The sequence below is a fragment of the Polynucleobacter sp. 86C-FISCH genome (assembly GCF_018882415.1).
In the GTDB taxonomy this organism is placed as follows: domain Bacteria; phylum Pseudomonadota; class Gammaproteobacteria; order Burkholderiales; family Burkholderiaceae; genus Polynucleobacter.
Genome location: NZ_JACVOL010000001.1, coordinates 718,156 through 734,205 on the forward strand (window position 1 = coordinate 718,156; position 16,050 = coordinate 734,205).

Annotated in this window: 13 protein-coding genes; 9 read left to right on the forward strand and 4 right to left on the reverse strand. The window is 45.6% G+C overall.

Features of this window, described 5'->3' with window-relative positions:
• Positions 1 to 8 precede the first annotated feature (8 nt).
• From lnt to ICN10_RS03490, 5 genes are read left to right on the forward strand one after another with little or no spacing between them, the layout of a single operon-like run.
• Entirely contained in the window at positions 9 to 1,541 is a 1,533-nt protein-coding gene (gene lnt / locus ICN10_RS03470; RefSeq protein ID WP_216212645.1) for an apolipoprotein N-acyltransferase, read from the forward strand.
• 60 nt (positions 1,542 to 1,601) lie between these two features.
• A complete protein-coding gene (gene glyQ, locus ICN10_RS03475) occupies positions 1,602 to 2,492 on the forward strand; it encodes a glycine--tRNA ligase subunit alpha (RefSeq protein WP_068319536.1) in 891 nt (296 codons plus the stop codon).
• A gap of 27 nt (positions 2,493 to 2,519) precedes the next feature.
• On the forward strand, positions 2,520 to 4,658 hold the full coding sequence (glyS, locus tag ICN10_RS03480) for a glycine--tRNA ligase subunit beta (protein WP_216212648.1): 2,139 nt from the start codon (positions 2,520 to 2,522) through the stop codon (positions 4,656 to 4,658).
• On the forward strand, positions 4,655 to 5,227 hold the full coding sequence (gmhB, locus tag ICN10_RS03485) for a D-glycero-beta-D-manno-heptose 1,7-bisphosphate 7-phosphatase (RefSeq protein ID WP_216212650.1): 573 nt from the start codon (positions 4,655 to 4,657) through the stop codon (positions 5,225 to 5,227). Before glyS ends, gmhB begins: the two co-directional genes overlap by 4 nt.
• A 7-nt stretch (positions 5,228 to 5,234) precedes the next feature.
• A complete protein-coding gene (locus ICN10_RS03490; RefSeq protein WP_216212653.1) occupies positions 5,235 to 5,969 on the forward strand; it encodes a 1-acyl-sn-glycerol-3-phosphate acyltransferase in 735 nt (244 codons plus the stop codon).
• Positions 5,970 to 6,014: 45 nt separating this feature from the next.
• Here ICN10_RS03490 and rsmA read toward each other — a convergent pair whose 3' ends face one another.
• Genes rsmA through ICN10_RS03510 form a run of 4 tightly spaced genes read right to left on the reverse strand, consistent with a single transcriptional unit; the run spans position 6,015 to position 11,750 of the window.
• Positions 6,015 to 6,791, reverse strand: coding sequence for a 16S rRNA (adenine(1518)-N(6)/adenine(1519)-N(6))-dimethyltransferase RsmA (rsmA, locus tag ICN10_RS03495; RefSeq protein WP_216212656.1), 777 nt, complete (start codon positions 6,789 to 6,791; stop codon positions 6,015 to 6,017).
• Between the two features lie 3 nt (positions 6,792 to 6,794).
• Positions 6,795 to 7,802: a 4-hydroxythreonine-4-phosphate dehydrogenase PdxA gene (gene pdxA / locus ICN10_RS03500; RefSeq protein WP_216215136.1), complete on the reverse strand. Its 1,008-nt coding sequence runs from the start codon at positions 7,800 to 7,802 to the stop codon at positions 6,795 to 6,797.
• Positions 7,777 to 9,222: a peptidylprolyl isomerase gene (locus ICN10_RS03505; protein ID WP_255536794.1), complete on the reverse strand. Its 1,446-nt coding sequence runs from the start codon at positions 9,220 to 9,222 to the stop codon at positions 7,777 to 7,779. The genes pdxA and ICN10_RS03505 overlap by 26 nt, the downstream gene beginning before the upstream one ends.
• A gap of 8 nt (positions 9,223 to 9,230) precedes the next feature.
• On the reverse strand, positions 9,231 to 11,750 hold the full coding sequence (locus tag ICN10_RS03510; protein WP_216212662.1) for an LPS-assembly protein LptD: 2,520 nt from the start codon (positions 11,748 to 11,750) through the stop codon (positions 9,231 to 9,233).
• A 32-nt stretch (positions 11,751 to 11,782) separates the two neighbouring features.
• Between ICN10_RS03510 and ICN10_RS03515 the strand changes: the two genes are divergently transcribed.
• Genes ICN10_RS03515 through ICN10_RS03530 form a run of 4 tightly spaced genes read left to right on the forward strand, consistent with a single transcriptional unit; the run spans position 11,783 to position 16,048 of the window.
• Positions 11,783 to 12,784, forward strand: coding sequence for an aminoglycoside phosphotransferase family protein (locus ICN10_RS03515; protein ID WP_216212665.1), 1,002 nt, complete (start codon positions 11,783 to 11,785; stop codon positions 12,782 to 12,784).
• Positions 12,785 to 12,797: 13 nt separating this feature from the next.
• A complete protein-coding gene (gene murU, locus ICN10_RS03520; protein WP_216215138.1) occupies positions 12,798 to 13,514 on the forward strand; it encodes an N-acetylmuramate alpha-1-phosphate uridylyltransferase MurU in 717 nt (238 codons plus the stop codon).
• On the forward strand, positions 13,507 to 14,874 hold the full coding sequence (locus ICN10_RS03525) for an aminopeptidase P N-terminal domain-containing protein (RefSeq protein ID WP_255536795.1): 1,368 nt from the start codon (positions 13,507 to 13,509) through the stop codon (positions 14,872 to 14,874). The genes murU and ICN10_RS03525 overlap by 8 nt, the downstream gene beginning before the upstream one ends.
• Positions 14,875 to 14,890: 16 nt before the next feature.
• Complete coding sequence (locus ICN10_RS03530; RefSeq protein WP_216212671.1) at positions 14,891 to 16,048, forward strand: FAD-dependent monooxygenase; 1,158 nt, start codon at positions 14,891 to 14,893, stop codon at positions 16,046 to 16,048.
• Positions 16,049 to 16,050 lie beyond the last annotated feature (2 nt).

The following is a 16,050-nucleotide window of genomic DNA, read 5'->3' on the forward strand; positions in this document are numbered from 1 at the left end:
GATTTACCTTGTTTGATCAGCGCCCCTATCAGCAGCACAAGAGCGTCACAATATTTTCAGTGTTTATCTTCCTGTTATTGGGGGCAGCACTTGCACTAGCTGCGGAGCTCCCTTACGGCGGCTGGATTCAGATTCCTCTTTTAAGTATTCTCTGGTGGCGCTTTGATTCCCACCCTTCACCCTCAGTCAAAAAACAATTTGCATTAGGTCTCACATTTGGCATTGGCTATTTTGTCGTAGGTCTATGGTGGCTATACATTAGCTTGCATGACGTTGGTGGCATGAATGCACTACTTGCTTGCATGGGAGTATTTTTACTCTCGGCTTACGTTGCCATCTACTTCTCGATAGCCACACTAGCAATTCCTTTATTTAAAAAGAATCGATTCATCGGCTTGTTTCTAGCGGCAAGCTGGGTTGTTGCAGAATTTTTGCGTGGCTATATCTTCACGGGATTTCCTTGGATGGGTTTTGCTGAAACCCAATTTACTGGACCATTCGCCCTCATTGCACCCTTCTTTGGTGGGCTGGCTTGCACCTTCCTGGCAGTCTGGGCCTCCTGGGAACTTTATCAAGCTCGCAAACACCCCACTTCCAGTGTGCTCCTGATTGTTGGAGCCATTAGTCTGGCTCAATTTGCCGGCCTATTTACTTTTACCAAGCCCATTGGAGAACCTATTAGCGTTCGACTCATTCAGGGCAACTTTGAACAAAGTCTGAAATTTAATCCTCAAGCGATTGGTCAACAGATTGATTTTTATGCCGGTGAAATTACCAAGCAAGCGGCCAATCTCATCATCATTCCTGAGACCGCATTCCCATGGCCTATTCCGAATTTACCAATCAGCCTACTAAATTACCTACAAGATTTCTCTAACGGCAGTGATAGCAATGTTCTTGTCGGTTTAATTGGCGAAGTACCTGGAGAGCTTGGCATGCAGTATTCCAATCGCGCTACTGGACTCTCGCCAAATGCACTAGCTTATCAATACGATAAAGCGCACCTCGTTCCTTTCGGAGAATTTATTCCGCCCGGATTCCAATGGTTCGTCAAAGCATTTCACGTACCAATGAGTGACTTTGCTAGAGGAAAATTAGATCAACCTCCGTTTGCGATTGTGCGCAAGGGTCAAGCAGATATTCATGCGGCTATCACGATTTGCTATGAGGATGTCTTTGGTGGTGAGTTGGCTTCTCGGATTCGGCACAGCGCCCAGCCAGTGAATTTACTTATCAATATGACCAATCTTGCATGGTTTGGTGAATCTCAGGCCTCTACCCAACAACTCAGACTGTCTCAGCTACGCTCTTTAGAAACTGGGCTGCCTGCTTTGCGCGCCACCAACACAGGCATTACAGCCGTCTTAGGCCCTGATGGCAAAGTATTACAAGCCCTTCCTGAATTTACCCAAGGCACCCTGAGCACCCAAGTCCAAGCCTATTCTGGAAAAACACCTTATGTCATTTGGGGCAATTTACCGATTCTGGGCCTTTCTTGCCTTCTCTTGCTCTGGGGTCTCATTCGCCATAGACGTTTTTAGGCATTTTTTAACTCTTGGGTGCCCTAGCCATGTAAAATCAATGGCTTAGCCAGGTTAATCATGCTTACTTTTCAGCAAATCATTCTCAAACTTCAAGATTATTGGGACCAACAAGGTTGTGCCCTATTGCAACCTATCGACCTCGAGGTAGGCGCCGGTACATCTCATACCGCCACCTTCTTACGCGCCATTGGCCCAGAGCCTTGGAAAGCTGCCTACGTTCAGCCATCGCGTAGACCAAAAGATGGTCGTTATGGTGAAAACCCAAATCGCTTACAGCACTACTATCAATACCAGGTAGTACTTAAGCCAGCTCCAGAAAATATTCTCGATCTTTATCTAGGATCTCTTGCTGCACTAGGCTTAGACCTTAAAGAAAATGATGTCCGCTTCGTGGAAGACGACTGGGAAAACCCAACGCTTGGCGCTTGGGGTCTCGGCTGGGAAGTTTGGCTTAACGGGATGGAAGTGACACAGTTCACCTACTTCCAACAAGTTGGTGGCTTAGATTGCAAGCCTGTACTTGGCGAAATTACTTACGGCATCGAACGTTTGGCAATGTACATCCAAAACTGCTCTAACGTATATGACTTAGTTTGGGCAGATGGCATCTCCTATGGTGATGTGTATCACCAAAATGAAGTTGAACAATCTTGCTACAACTTTGAACACTCCAATACTGATTTACTCTTTGCCAACTTCACAAACTATGAAAGTGAAGCAAAGCGTTTGATGGAAGTTCCATTAGCACTGCCTGCTTACGAAATGGTTTTAAAAGCAGCGCATACATTTAACTTGCTGGATGCTCGTGGCGCCATCTCTGTTACTGAGCGCGCGGCCTATATTGGACGCATCCGCAATCTCTCTCGTGCTGTTGCCCAGGCTTACTTTGAGTCCAGAGAAAAGCTAGGCTTCCCAATGTGTCAACGTCAAGCTAAAGCTCAGGCTTAAGCGCATCGAGATTTCTGCATTCCATCTATGAGCACATCTAATTCAAAACCACAATCAGCCACTTTATTGATTGAGGTATTTACCGAAGAACTACCTCCAAAGTCATTACGTCGTCTAGGTGACGCTTTTAGTGAAGGCATTTTCACAGCACTCAAGTCTGCTGGCCTTGCAACAGAAGGCTCAAAAGTTACTGGCTTTGCAACACCCCGTCGCTTAGCGGTTCAAATTACGGATGTTTTAGATCAAGCGCCGGACTATCCCGTACGTGAAAAATTACTGCCCACAAGCATTGCATTTGATGCTGAAGGTAAAGCAACTCCACCCTTACTTAAAAAATTAGGCGCTCTTGGATATGCGGATATTGATCTCGCCACTTTAGAAAAAGCTGGTGAAGGTAAAAATGAAGCTCTCTACCTTAATGTCATTGCCAAAGGCGCTGCACTTGAGCAAACGGCTCAAACCGCTCTTGAGCAAACATTAAATAAGCTACCCATTGCAAAAATGATGCACTACCAAGTGCTGCAGAAAAATGGTCAATTAGCTGATGTGCAATTTGCTCGTCCTGCCCATCGCATCATTGCCCTCCACGGCAACACCATTCTCAATATCAGCGCTTTAGGTATTGACGCCGCCAATCAAACCGAAGGGCATCGCTTCTTGGCGCCTGGCAATGTAACGGTTTCTAGCGCAGATCAATACGAAACTGATTTGCAATCTAAAGCAAAGATTATTCCTAGCTTTAACCAGCGTCGAACACAAATTGAAGCTGCACTTTTAAAGGCAGCTGGCGATGATTTAGTTTTGATGCCAGATAGCCTTTTGGATGAAGTAACTGCCCTCGTCGAATGGCCAGCTATCTATGAGTGCCACTTCGATCAAGAGTTCTTGGAAGTTCCACAAGAATGCTTGATTTTGACAATGCAAACCAATCAAAAGTACTTTGCATTAACCGATAAGCAAGGCAAGTTACGCAATCGCTTCCTCATTGTTTCCAATATTGAAACGAATAACCCTCATGCGATTATTTCTGGTAACGAACGTGTTGTGCGTCCTCGTTTATCAGATGCCCGCTTCTTCTTTCAGCAAGATCAAAAACGCCCGCTAGCTTCACGTGTAGTCGATCTTGGCAAAGTGGTTTATCACAATCAATTAGGCAACCAGTTAGACCGCACCAAGCGCGTTCAAGGCCTTGCTGTAGGCATCGCCAAAAAACTGAATGCCGATGAAAAACTTGCTTCACGTGCTGCTGAAATTGCTAAAACAGACTTATTGACCGATATGGTTGGCGAGTTTCCAGAGCTTCAAGGCATCATGGGTCGCTACTACGCCAATCATGATGGTGAGAATGCTGATGTTGCTAGCGCCTGCAGCGAACACTATATGCCACGCTTTGCGGGCGATGCATTGCCGCAAACCCAAACTGGAACCATTCTGGCAATTGCCGACAAATTAGAAACTCTCGTTGGTATTTGGGGTGTAGGCCTTGCTCCAACGGGTGATAAAGACCCATATGCATTGCGCCGTCATGCTCTCGGTATTTGCCGTTTGCTCTTAGAAAAAAATCTTTCACTCAATTTGCCTGAACTCATTGAATTGGCTCGCGCGCAGTTTCCACAGACTGATGTGCAAGAAAAGGCAAAGGCTGCCGATATCTACGCTTTCATCATCGATCGCTTACGCGCCTATCTACGCGACCAATCTGTTGCTGGCAAAGCATTTACTAGCGCAGAAATTGATGCTGTTTTAAGTCAAGATCCAGCCCAAATTAATGATCTGATCGAACGCTTAACTGCATTGCGTGAATTTAACGCCCTTGCAGAAGCTGCTCAGCTTGCAGCCGCCAATAAGCGCATTAGCAACATCCTAAAGAAAACGACTACCGCTATCCCTGCGACTTGTTCAGCAAAATTACTGCAAATTCCAGCAGAAGCTTCATTACATCAAGCATTGGAAGCGGTTACACCCGCAATCAATGCGGCTTATGAAAAACGTCAATTTGTAGAGCTATTGAGATCTCTTGTAGCCTTAAGCGGTCCAATTGATCAATTCTTTGCTGATGTGATGGTCATGGACCCGAATCCTGAGCTGCGCGATAACCGCTTAGCCCTTCTGCAACAACTTCACCAGAAAATGAATCTCGTTGCCGATCTCGGCAAATTAGCATGAGCACCGGCTCTTCTAAACTTATCATTCTCGATCGCGATGGCGTGATCAATGAAGACAGTGATGATTACGTCAAGTCGGTGGATGAGTGGATTCCACTCCCAGGCAGTCTTGAAGCAATTGCCCTGCTAAATCAAGCAGGCTACCAAATTGCAATAGCAACAAATCAATCAGGCCTCTCCAGAGGCTACTTCACTATTAATGATTTGCATGCAATGCATAGCAAGATGGATAGCTTACTTAAGCCATTGGGTGGTCGTATCGATAGCATCTTCTTTTGCCCCCATCAGGATGCGCATCAATGTGATTGTCGTAAGCCTGCGCCTGGCCTGATGAAAGAAATTGCTTTGCGCTATAAAAAAACTGACAGCATCAAGCCGCTTACCGGCACCCCTATTGTGGGTGACTCTTTGCGCGATCTTCAAGCAGGAGTTGCTTTAGGGGCAACGCCCCACTTGGTTCTTACCGGCAAGGGCGAAAAGACGCTGGCTAAAGGCAACCTACCGGATGGCACCCAAATACATGCCGATCTCTTGGCTTTTGCTAATGCACTTTTAGAAGATAAGGCCTAAATTCATCATGCAATTCATTCGCTCGATTCTCTTTGCCTTATTTTTAGTCGTGTTCACACCCATTTGGTCTGTGTTGTGCATGTTGGCATTTCCTTTCTTAAGCCCCGAAAATCGCTATACCTTTATTGGGCTCTGGAACAAAATCGTTATTGCACTACTGAAGCCGCTATGCGGAATTCATTATGAAATCCGCGGCATGGAAAACATGCAAGCGGTGCTCAATGAGCGTGTCATCATCCTTAGCAAACACCAGTCTGCTTACGAGACAATCGCTTATATTGCCTTGCTACCAAAACAGCTTTGTTTTGTGTTTAAGCGTGAGCTACTCTGGATTCCTTTTTTTGGTTGGGCATTAGCCTTGCTCAAAATGATTCACATTAATCGCTCTAACAAACAGACTGCAGCCCATTCTGTAGCCACTCAAGGGCGCAAACGCTTAAGTGAAGGCAAATGGATCATGCTCTTTCCGGAGGGCACCAGAACAGCTACCGGCTCAACCAAGCCCTACCGCAAAGGCGGCGCACGCCTAGCCAGCGCTACCGATGCACTTGTTATCCCAATTGCACACAACGCTGGGCGTTGCTGGCCAAAAAATAGCTTTATCAAGAGTCCAGGCACAGTCATTTTTTCAATAGGGCCTGCGATCAGCTCAGCCAACAAGTCAGCAGAACAGCTTCAGAAAGAAGTTGAAGGTTGGATTGAATCTGAAATGCGCGTTATTGATCCAAGCGCGTACAAATAGAATTGTTTCTAAACGATTAGTACGTCAGTCACCCCTGGTGCTGACTTAAGAAGCTAAAACCTTAGCCCACTCAATATAACGATCTACTGAAATATCTTGTGCTCTTGCTTTGAGCTCAATTTCAGTTAGATTAAGCCTATCAGCAAATGCTTGTAAATTGGTTCGAAGCATTTTTCTTCTTTGGGAAAAGGCTGCAGCAACTACTTTTTCCAAAGCGCTCCACTGGATATCACTCAAGGTGAAATCTCTTCTGGGGATCATTCGCACTACAGCTGAATTCACCTTAGGCTGCGGATCAAAAGCCTCAGGCGGAACTTCCAGTACCAAGTCCATATCGTAACGAGCTTGCAGCATGACGGAAAGACGACTGAAATCTGAACTTCCTTCCTTGGCAACCATTCGCTCCACAACCTCTGCTTGCAACATAAAGACTTGTTCATCAATTGAATTTGCAGCAGTCACCAAATGAAATAGAAGTGGCGAAGAGATGTTGTAAGGCAGATTGCCAACCACCTTACATAAACCTTTCTTACCAGCGCGATTCTGCGCCCATGCCAAGAAATCAAACTTCAGGGCATCTCCCTCAATTACTGTTAAGCCTTTGAGATTTTTCTCATTCCAGAAAGCGACCAAATCACGATCAATCTCTAAAAGATCCAAATGATCAAGATTCTCTAATAAAGGGAGTGTTAGCGCCCCGAGACCAGGACCAATCTCAATCACATGCGCATCAGCACCGGGATTAATGAGGGCAACAATGGAATAAATAATTCCGTTGTCCTGTAAAAAGTTCTGACCAAATCGTTTACGTGCACGATGCATGTATTAGGGTTGCTTTCTTTTGTTTATGGCCAATTGATAAGCCAAGCGTAAAGCTTCAAGCATGCTGCCGGAATCGGCAAGACCCTTGCCAGCAATATCCAATGCGGTGCCATGATCTACTGAGGTACGGATAATTGGCAATCCCAAGGTTACATTTACACCATTGCCAAAAGTGACAAACTTAAAAGGCGCCAAACCTTGGTCGTGATACATCGCTATAAAGGCATCTACTGTTGCAACTGATTCAGGATCAAACATTGTGTCACCTGGATAAGGTCCAGATACCTGAATACCCATTACCTTAGCTGCTTCAATTGCAGGTGCAATGATTTCAATTTCCTCGTGCCCCAAGTAGCCAGACTCCCCAGCATGAGGATTTAAACCAGCCATGCGAATAACTGGGTTTGCTATGCCAAATTTTTTCTGCAAATCTCGATTAACAATTTGAATTGTTTCTAATATCAAGTCATAACTGAGAGCCTGTGGCACATCTTTCAACGGTACATGGGTGGTCACTAGGGCCACTCTTAAATCTCTAGGGGATTGAAGCCCCAAAAATCCAGCAGGCAACGGCGCGCACAACATCATGACCACATGAGAAATATTGCATCGCTGTGCAAGGTGTTCGGTATGCCCCGTAAAAAAATTGCCGGCATCGTTAATGATGCTTTTTTGAAGTGGTGCAGTTACCATCGCATCAAAACGACCCTGCTGACAACCATTGATTGCTTCATCTAATAGGGCGATGACATATCGAGCATTTTGGGGATTCAAGACGCCTGAAACAACAGGCGCCTCAAGCTTAATGGACTCAACCTGCAATCGACTAGCTAATGCTGGATCAATATTTTTTGGCAGCGTTAGTAACTGGTCATCACCCAGCAAGGTAATAGCAACATTACTCTGTTCACGCAAGAAATTGAGAGCGGCAGCAAGAGACACCTCAGGTCCAATACCGGCTGGCTCGCCGGTAGTCACAACCAAATTAACGTGAGGGGCTACTTGCTTCATCATTCACGTTCAGAATTTTGACAGTAGCGTTATCACGTAATTCGCGCATCCACTCTTGATAGGCTTGATCAAACTTTCTTTCACGGATAGCTGCGCGCGCAAATTGACGTTGTTTCTCAACAGTCAGCTGACCTTCACGACGATCCATCACTTGAATCAAATGCCAACCGAATTCAGATTTAACTGGATTGCTGACTTCACCAATTTGCAAACGATTCATGGCCTGTTCAAACTCTGGAACTAAGTCGCCAGGACTCATCCACCCTAGATCGCCACCGTTTGGCGCTGAACCATCTTCAGAGTATTTTTTTGCCAGCTCAGCAAAATCTGCCGTTTTAGCGCGCACCTGATCGCGATATCCCTGCAAACGTCTCTCAGCATCTTGGTCGCTTAAACCAGGACGATTGCGCAGCAAAATATGACGAGAAAGGGTTTGTGTAATGGGGATATTTTGTGGAGTGGTTGAGCCAGCATCTGGGGGAGCTACTTGCTGGGTAGGGGCACTCGCTCCTGCTGCCCGGCGATCCAAAACCTTAAGAACGTGGTAACCGGCAGGACTCTTTACAACTGTATTTGCCAATTGCCCCCCACCAGTATTTCGAATAGCCTCATAAAACAATTGCGGTAAACGATCGGGGGTACGGTAACCTAAATCCTGAAACTTAATCTTGGGATTCTCTTTTGCAGCCATAGCACCCAACTGCAAGAAATCAACATCACCGCGTGCATCCCGCAATAGTGCATCAGCTTTCTTTTTGGCCTCAGCCTGAGCTCCAGCTCCAGCACCAGCATCCACAGGAATAAAGATTTGAGCAACGTCAATTTCTTCTGGCTCACCCTTAGCAGCTGGCGCTGATCGCTGCGCCCCACCAGAGGTCATTGCCCTGGTCCGCTCGGCAATAAAGTTATCGATTTCAGCATCAGATATTTTGAGCTTAGCCTCAACTTCACGCTCTCGGTACCTTGTGATCATGACATCTTCACGCAACAATTGTTTATAACGCTCAAAGGTTGTTCCTGAAGCGGTCACCTTTGCTTTAAATTCCGCAACTGTTAATTTATTTTTTGCTGCTATATCGCCAATGATTTTATCCAGCTCTTTATTACTGACCGATACACCCTCTTGCTCAGCATTTTGCAATTGAATTTTTTCAAGAATAAGACGATCCAAAATTGTTTTTCGCAAAGACCCGTCTTCAGGCAGTTTCACGCCCTGCTTTTTAAGCGCTGCAATTCGATCATCAATTTCTTTGCGAGTGACAAAACCCGTATTGACTACGGCAGCCACACCATCAATATTACGAATCTTGCTCTCAGCAACAGCATTTGATTTTGCTGCATCCTGAGCAAATGTGACATTCGCAAACAATGCCAAGCCAATAAACATGGCGTGAACGCTAATCTTTTTAAAACGATTCATACAAAGCATTATTGATAGTTCTCGTATGTTGAAGGTGGTATAGGCTTAGAGGTAGGCATATATCCAGGAACATTTAACCTCATGATATCAACTGGATTGCTGCCGGCGCTACCAAAGCCCCTAAATTCGATTTGAAATAGCACCTGAGTGGTGGTTATTTGGGAGGTATTCAAAACTTGAGAGTAGGCGCCGCGGAAAGTCCAGCAATCTCTACTCCACTCTAGAGCTAATAGGCTATTTAACGTCTTAGTAGTCAACGCGTCATAACCCCAGCGACCTAAGACAGACACTTCCCTAGTGATAGGCCATTGCCCGGAGATGTTGTATTGATCTGTAGTAGTTGATGCGGGCACAAACGATTGGTTATTCTGAATGGATGCCTGCACTGGTGGAGACCAAACATTACGGTACCCAAAATTTAAACTTCTACCTTGAGTCGGGCGCCAGCTACCGCCGACCGTAGTTTGTACAAAGCGGTTTAATTGGGTGTTGTATTGCCCAAACAAGTCCGCACTGAAATTGCCTAATAATCGAACTGAACCAGAGCCTAATGTATCGGAATAAGTTGTGGGATTAGCGATATTGCCATTCAAGCCAACTTTCTGACCTGTAAATTGTTGCTTTTGAGCTAATGTGACATTGGCACGCTCTGCTCCAGTATTTGCTTCAATCATGCGACTCGTGAGACCAAGAGTAGCCGCATTGTTATCAGCTATACGGTCATTACCAATAAAAGTATTTTCACTAAAAATTTGGGATACCCCAAAGCCAGCATCGGCGGTATCAAATAAAGGCGTCTGTGCTTGACTTTGATATGGCGTGTATACATACAAAGCACGAGGCTCCATAGTCAACAACATATCGCGCCCATAAAAACCTTTTAATTCCGCAGCATCTCTTTCAAAAGCCAATCCAGAATCTAAGCTAAAGGTTGGAATCGTGAAGCCTTGGGCTACTGGCGCGCCCGTTGTTGTAAACGGTGTGGCGTTATACATGTTTGACTGAAAACTCACTTTTGGAGTGATGTAGTAGCCTGGTGTTATTTGTGGCAGAGCCATAGCACCCTTGATTACCGTTCTATCTGCCTGACTATAAACACCTGGCGCAGTAGCTGCTAAGTTGCCACCGATGTTGTAAGAGAAGCGTGTGTAGTCAGTAGAAAAAGTAGTTGCTGGTCCAGTCGGCAAAGTTACATACTTCCCGCTTGTATCCGCTACTGCAGGAGTTAGTCGATTGTTGTAAGCCGCAGTAATGTTTGGCAGTACGTTGTAAGGCGCCTGAATTGGGGTTGGATCTGGTTGTAAAGTTTGGAAGGTTAATGCTCTTGCCGACACATTCCAGTTACTCAGGCTGCCCGTTAATCCTTTGGTCGTCCCCACCTCTTGGCGGAACTGACTAGTCACTGCTCCAGCAATGCTTTGAGAAAAATCAGTTGGATAAAAGTTATCTGAAACACGCGACATATTGGCGTAACCGGTCCATGAGCCTGGGAGAGGTACACCGCCTGGAGCGAGACCGCCACTAAATACCTGTCGCTGCTGCCAGTCATAACGCCAGCGATCTGTTCCTGTTTTATTGTCATGCGCCAAGTAATCACCAGCCAAAGTGCCGCTGTACTTGGTATCTAGAAAACGATAATTTGCGCCTATCTGCAAACCACGCTCACTCATATAACGCGGCAGAATCAACAAATCTCTATTTGGCGCAATATTGACGTAGTACGGCTGGGTGGCGTCAAAACCATTATTAGAGTTATAGCCAACAACCGGAGCCAGAATGCCGGTGCGTCTCTGATTAGATGTAGGCGCAGTGAAATACGGAACATATGCAATTGGCACATCGAAGAAGCGCATCACACCATGTGTGCCAACCATTTCTTTTTGTTCGTTATCAATCTCTAAAGTACTAGCCGAAAAATACCAATCCATATTTTGCGGCGTACATGTGGTGTAAGTGGCTTTATCAAAAACAAAAATATCTGAGTTTTCAATCGTCAGTTTTTTAGCGGAGCCGTTACCGCGGGTGTCGCGCAGCTCATATGTAGGTGTCTCCATCTCACCTTCGCGCGCATCCACTTTAAATTGAGCTGTTGGGCCCTTAAAAGTAGTGTTGCCTTTTATTAACTCTGCATTTCCTACCAAATCTGCGATATCAGTATCAGGGTCATAAATAATTTCATCGGCTTTAATGACTCCGCCGTTACGACGCATTTGTGCGCGACCTTTGAGTTTCATCTTGCGGTCAACGACACCTTCAATGACATCGCTGGATGTAAACGTAAGCGCTTGACTATCGTCTATTGGTACACCGGTACGTAACTGATCATCCAACTTTAAAACGGTGACATTTCCACGATCAGGCAATAAAACAGTGTTCGAGTTAGCCTGTGCATTTGCGGGTAAAGGAGCAGGAGCCTGAGCATATCCCTGGAGCGTAAATTGCAGCAATACCACCCCGGTCATTACGCGCAGGGTTACATGCAAAAAAAGAGGGGCGCGAAGGCCGGCGCGAAGGCGATAATGACTCATAGATCCAGACCGCCTTATTATACGAATCGACCATGACTGACGCACGCTTAAACACCCTCCGCAACTGGCTAAAAGCCCTAGAAGCTAGCTGGCAATTAGATCTTGACTCTTTAGCGCCAGCCTCGGCTGATGCCAGCTTTAGACGCTATTTCCGAATTACCTCTAAAAACCCCAATTTTGCGACTTTGATCGTAATGGATGCCCCTCCCCAACATGAGCCTTTGGATGACTTTATTAAGGTCGATTTATTGCTTGCTGAAGCTGGTTTAAACGTACCAAAAATCCTCGAGCAAAATCTTGCTGAAGGCTTCTTGCTATTAAATGATTTAGGAACAAAAACTTTCCTTGCTGAGCTGAATACCGAAACAGCTGACCATCTCTATAAAGATGCAACGCATGCGCTAGTTTTAATGCAATTGGCTAGCAAGCCTAACGTATTGCCAAATTATGATGAAGCACTTTTGCAGCGTGAGCTAGATTTATTTCCGGAATGGTATTTAAAGAAACATCTTAATATTGAGTTGAATGAACAACAAACAGAACAATTAAAAAAATCTTTTGAGCTCATTATTGAAAATAATTTAGCGCAAGCTAAAGTCTACGTTCATCGCGATTACCATTCACGAAATTTGATGTTGACTGAAAAAAATAATCCTGGAGTAATTGACTTTCAGGATGCGGTTTATGGCCCCATCACTTATGACGCTGCCTCTCTTTGGCGCGATGCCTATATCGCATGGCCAGAAGAGAGGGTGATTGATTGGGTTATTAAATTCTGGGAGGCAGGCCGTAAGGCGGGGTTGCCAATGCCAGATGATTTTGGTCACTTCTATCGTGATTTTGAATGGATGGGTTTGCAACGTCACCTTAAGGTACTTGGTATCTTTGCAAGGCTATATCACCGGGATGGCAAGGACGGTTATCTCAAAGATATTCCTCTTGTACTTGAATATGCCATTGCAACAGCCAATCGTTATATTGAATTAAAGCCTTTGGCTCGCATTCTGGAATCGACTCGCACTCATAAAGACTAGTTAGATATACATGATGAATAAGAGCAATCTCATTCCTTGTTTTTTACTGGCTGCCGGCAGAGGTGAGCGTATGCGCCCTCTCACAGACGTCTTACCCAAACCCTTATTAACCATTCAGAACAAATCTTTACTAGCTTGGCATTTAGAAGCTTTAGCTAAGGCAGGAATTCAGCATGTCGTCATTAACCATGCTTGGTTGGGTGAAAAAATTGAGGCAGCTCTCGGGAACGGTCAGCAATTTGGTCTCAACATCCACTACTCCCCTGAAGGTAGCGCTCTAGAGACCGCGGGCGGTATTTGTAAGGCATTACCCATCATTGCACCCGATGATTACTTTCTAGTCATCAATGGAGATGTATTTAGCCCGAACTTACCTGTAGGTAGGCTATTGGAAACAGCCTCCAGAATGCGCACTGACCCTAGTAAGCCATTAGCCCACTTATTCATGGTTCCCAACCCAGTGCAGCACCCTGAAGGGGATTTTTACCTGCAAGGTTCCACTGTAGGAGACACTGAATCCGTAGAGAGCGAAAAGCTAACCTTCTCAGGGATTGGGATTTATCACAAAGACCTCTTTAAGGACCTGGAATTCGGATCGCCTGCCAAGCTAGCCCCCTTGCTGAGAACCGCGATGGAGCAAAATAAAGTGTCCGGTGAAAAATATACCGGTCCATGGCACGATGTAGGTACGCCACAACGCTTACAAGAGCTTAATGCAGCATATGAATAAACCAGATATTTATCAGCTTCGTCGAAATGAATTAGCAAAACAAATATTTGCTAAGACTGGTGGCGGAATTGCAGTCGTTTCTACAGCACCTGAAATTGCCCGCAATCGCGATAGTGAATTTCCATATCGTCACGACAGCGACTTTTACTATTTGACGGGATTTGAAGAGCCGGGCTCAACCCTTGTGATGAAAATTGATGGTGATGGAAAAAACTTTCAACTTCAATCCCATTTATTTTGTAGACCCAAAGATCCCGAGAGAGAAATTTGGGATGGTATTCGTCTTGGCCCTGAAGCAGCGCCTGAAGTTTTGGGTGTTGAATATGCGCATAGCAACCAGGATCTCGATCGAAAACTAGGTGAGCTATTAGCAGATCAAGACGCAGTCTATATTCGCCTTGCGGAAAGCGCTGAGTCTGATAGACGCTTGCGTCATTGGATGAAGCAAGTTCGCGGGCAAGCTCGCTCAGGCGTGAATCCGCCATCAGAGTTTCATGATATCGAGGCACTTATTCATGAAATGCGTCTATTTAAAGATGCGCATGAAATTGACATCATGCGCCGTGCTGCCGCCATCTCTGCTCGCGCACATATCCGCGCCATGCAAATCTGCAAGCCTGGTGTGCGTGAATATCAACTCGAAGCTGAATTGCTTCATGAGTTCCGCAATAGCGGTGCGCAAAGTGTTGCCTATAACAGTATTGTTGCTGGTGGCGCTAACTCTTGCATCCTGCACTATCGCGCAGGCTCAACTGAATTACGTAGCGGCGAGCTTTGCTTAATTGATGCTGGTTGCGAACTAGATGGTTATGCATCCGATATCACTCGGACATTTCCAGTAAATGGAAAATTTACTGGCCCGCAACGTGCTCTATACGACATTACATTAGCAGCGCAAGAAGCCGCAATTGCCATGACTAAACCGGGCAATACTTTTATGCAGCCACATGAAGCGGCACTGAAAGTACTAACCCAGGGCTTACTTGATGAGAAGTTACTCAAGCTTACCGATCTAGGCTCACTTGAAAATGCCATAGAAACAGGCGCTTATCGCCGCTTCTACATGCACCGCACCTCACATTGGTTAGGCATGGATGTTCATGACGTAGGCTCCTATCGCGAAGCCTGCCATGATTCATCTAGTGAAGATAAGCCATGGCGCGTCCTTAAGAGCGGCATGGTCATTACGATTGAGCCTGGCCTCTATGTCAGACCAGCCGATGATGTGGATGAGAAATTTTGGAATATTGGTATTCGCATTGAAGATGATGCCGTCCTTAACAACTCTGGATGTGAATTGATTTCTCGTGGTGTACCCGTCAAAGCAGATGAGATTGAAGCTCTCATGAAAAACTCTTGAACACATTTCATTGCCAATGAGCTCATCTAATTGCGATATTTTGATTCAAGGCGGTGGCCCGGTTGGACTTGCTTGTGCCGCGTGGACCCTGCAGAAATTTCCAGATGCAAAAATCACACTACTAGATCGCAATCCAATTAATGATGACGATTTAGCGAATGCCGATAGTCGCGGCATTGCGCTATCACATGGCAGCAAGCTATTACTAGATACGATCAACGCTTGGCCAAAGGAATCCGCACAAATTCATCGCGTACATGTTTCACAAGCTGGACGCTTTGGCAGAGCCCTGATGACCCGCGAAGAACTCAATCAAGATGCGCTAGGGCACATCATTCGCTATCGCGATATCCACATCACACTTCGCCAGGCATTGAGGACTCTTCAAGTAAAGTGCCCCAACTTTGTTTGGCGACATATCGATAAAGATGCTGAAGAAAATAATATCCACGCCAAATGTATCGTGCATGCTGAAGGCGGCTTATTTAAAAAACAAGATTGGGTTGAATCTGGTCGCGACTATGGTCAATCAGCCTTGGTAGGGTTGGTTGAGGTAGAAAATGCGGCACCCCATCATGCTTGGGAACGTTTTACTGCTGAAGGTCCATTAGCTGTTTTGCCAAGTCATTACGGTCCCAATATTTTGAATCTGGTTTGGTGTGGTTCACCAGAGTCGTCAGGACATCGCCTGCAACTCAGTGATGCCGATTTCTTAAACGAACTAGAAAAAGAATTTGGTTCACGCATTGGTCGCTTTCTGAAAATTCAGGATCGTCGTTTATATGAACTTGGTTTGAACTATCGCAAAGAAATTACCAAACACAATGAAGTGTGGATTGGTAACGCCGCTCAAACTTTGCACCCGGTAGCGGGCCAAGGTTTAAATCTAGGCTTAAGAGATGCCTTCTTGTTGGCGGAAAAATTAGTTGGCGTATTTTCTGGGTCAGCAGAAGATCAATCTCCAGCAGATATCCAAAACGCACTCCAAAGCTATGCTCAAAGCCGCAAAATTGACAGAACAACTACGATTGGCCTAACGGACTTTATGGCCAGGGTATTTACCTCCAATCTTGCCCCAGTAGTGGTAGCCAGAGGACTGGCTTTAAGCGCCCTTCAGTGGCTTCCACCAGTAAAGACAGCCTTAGCCCGCCAGATGATGTTTGGTAGGCGCTAAAG

What these genes read in the sequence shown, in the direction of transcription:
- glyQ (WP_068319536.1), top strand. Translation starts at nt 1,602, where the DNA reads ATGCTTACTTTTCAGCAAATCATTCTCAAACTTCAAGATTATTGGGAC.
- glyS (WP_216212648.1), top strand. Translation starts at nt 2,520, where the DNA reads ATGAGCACATCTAATTCAAAACCACAATCAGCCACTTTATTGATTGAG.
- gmhB (WP_216212650.1), top strand. Translation starts at nt 4,655, where the DNA reads ATGAGCACCGGCTCTTCTAAACTTATCATTCTCGATCGCGATGGCGTG.
- ICN10_RS03490 (WP_216212653.1), top strand. Translation starts at nt 5,235, where the DNA reads ATGCAATTCATTCGCTCGATTCTCTTTGCCTTATTTTTAGTCGTGTTC.
- rsmA (WP_216212656.1), bottom strand. Translation starts at nt 6,791, where the DNA reads ATGCATCGTGCACGTAAACGATTTGGTCAGAACTTTTTACAGGACAAC.
- pdxA (WP_216215136.1), bottom strand. Translation starts at nt 7,802, where the DNA reads ATGAAGCAAGTAGCCCCTCACGTTAATTTGGTTGTGACTACCGGCGAG.
- ICN10_RS03505 (WP_255536794.1), bottom strand. Translation starts at nt 9,222, where the DNA reads ATGAATCGTTTTAAAAAGATTAGCGTTCACGCCATGTTTATTGGCTTG.
- ICN10_RS03510 (WP_216212662.1), bottom strand. Translation starts at nt 11,750, where the DNA reads ATGAGTCATTATCGCCTTCGCGCCGGCCTTCGCGCCCCTCTTTTTTTG.
- ICN10_RS03515 (WP_216212665.1), top strand. Translation starts at nt 11,783, where the DNA reads ATGACTGACGCACGCTTAAACACCCTCCGCAACTGGCTAAAAGCCCTA.
- murU (WP_216215138.1), top strand. Translation starts at nt 12,798, where the DNA reads ATGAATAAGAGCAATCTCATTCCTTGTTTTTTACTGGCTGCCGGCAGA.
- ICN10_RS03525 (WP_255536795.1), top strand. Translation starts at nt 13,507, where the DNA reads ATGAATAAACCAGATATTTATCAGCTTCGTCGAAATGAATTAGCAAAA.
- ICN10_RS03530 (WP_216212671.1), top strand. Translation starts at nt 14,891, where the DNA reads ATGAGCTCATCTAATTGCGATATTTTGATTCAAGGCGGTGGCCCGGTT.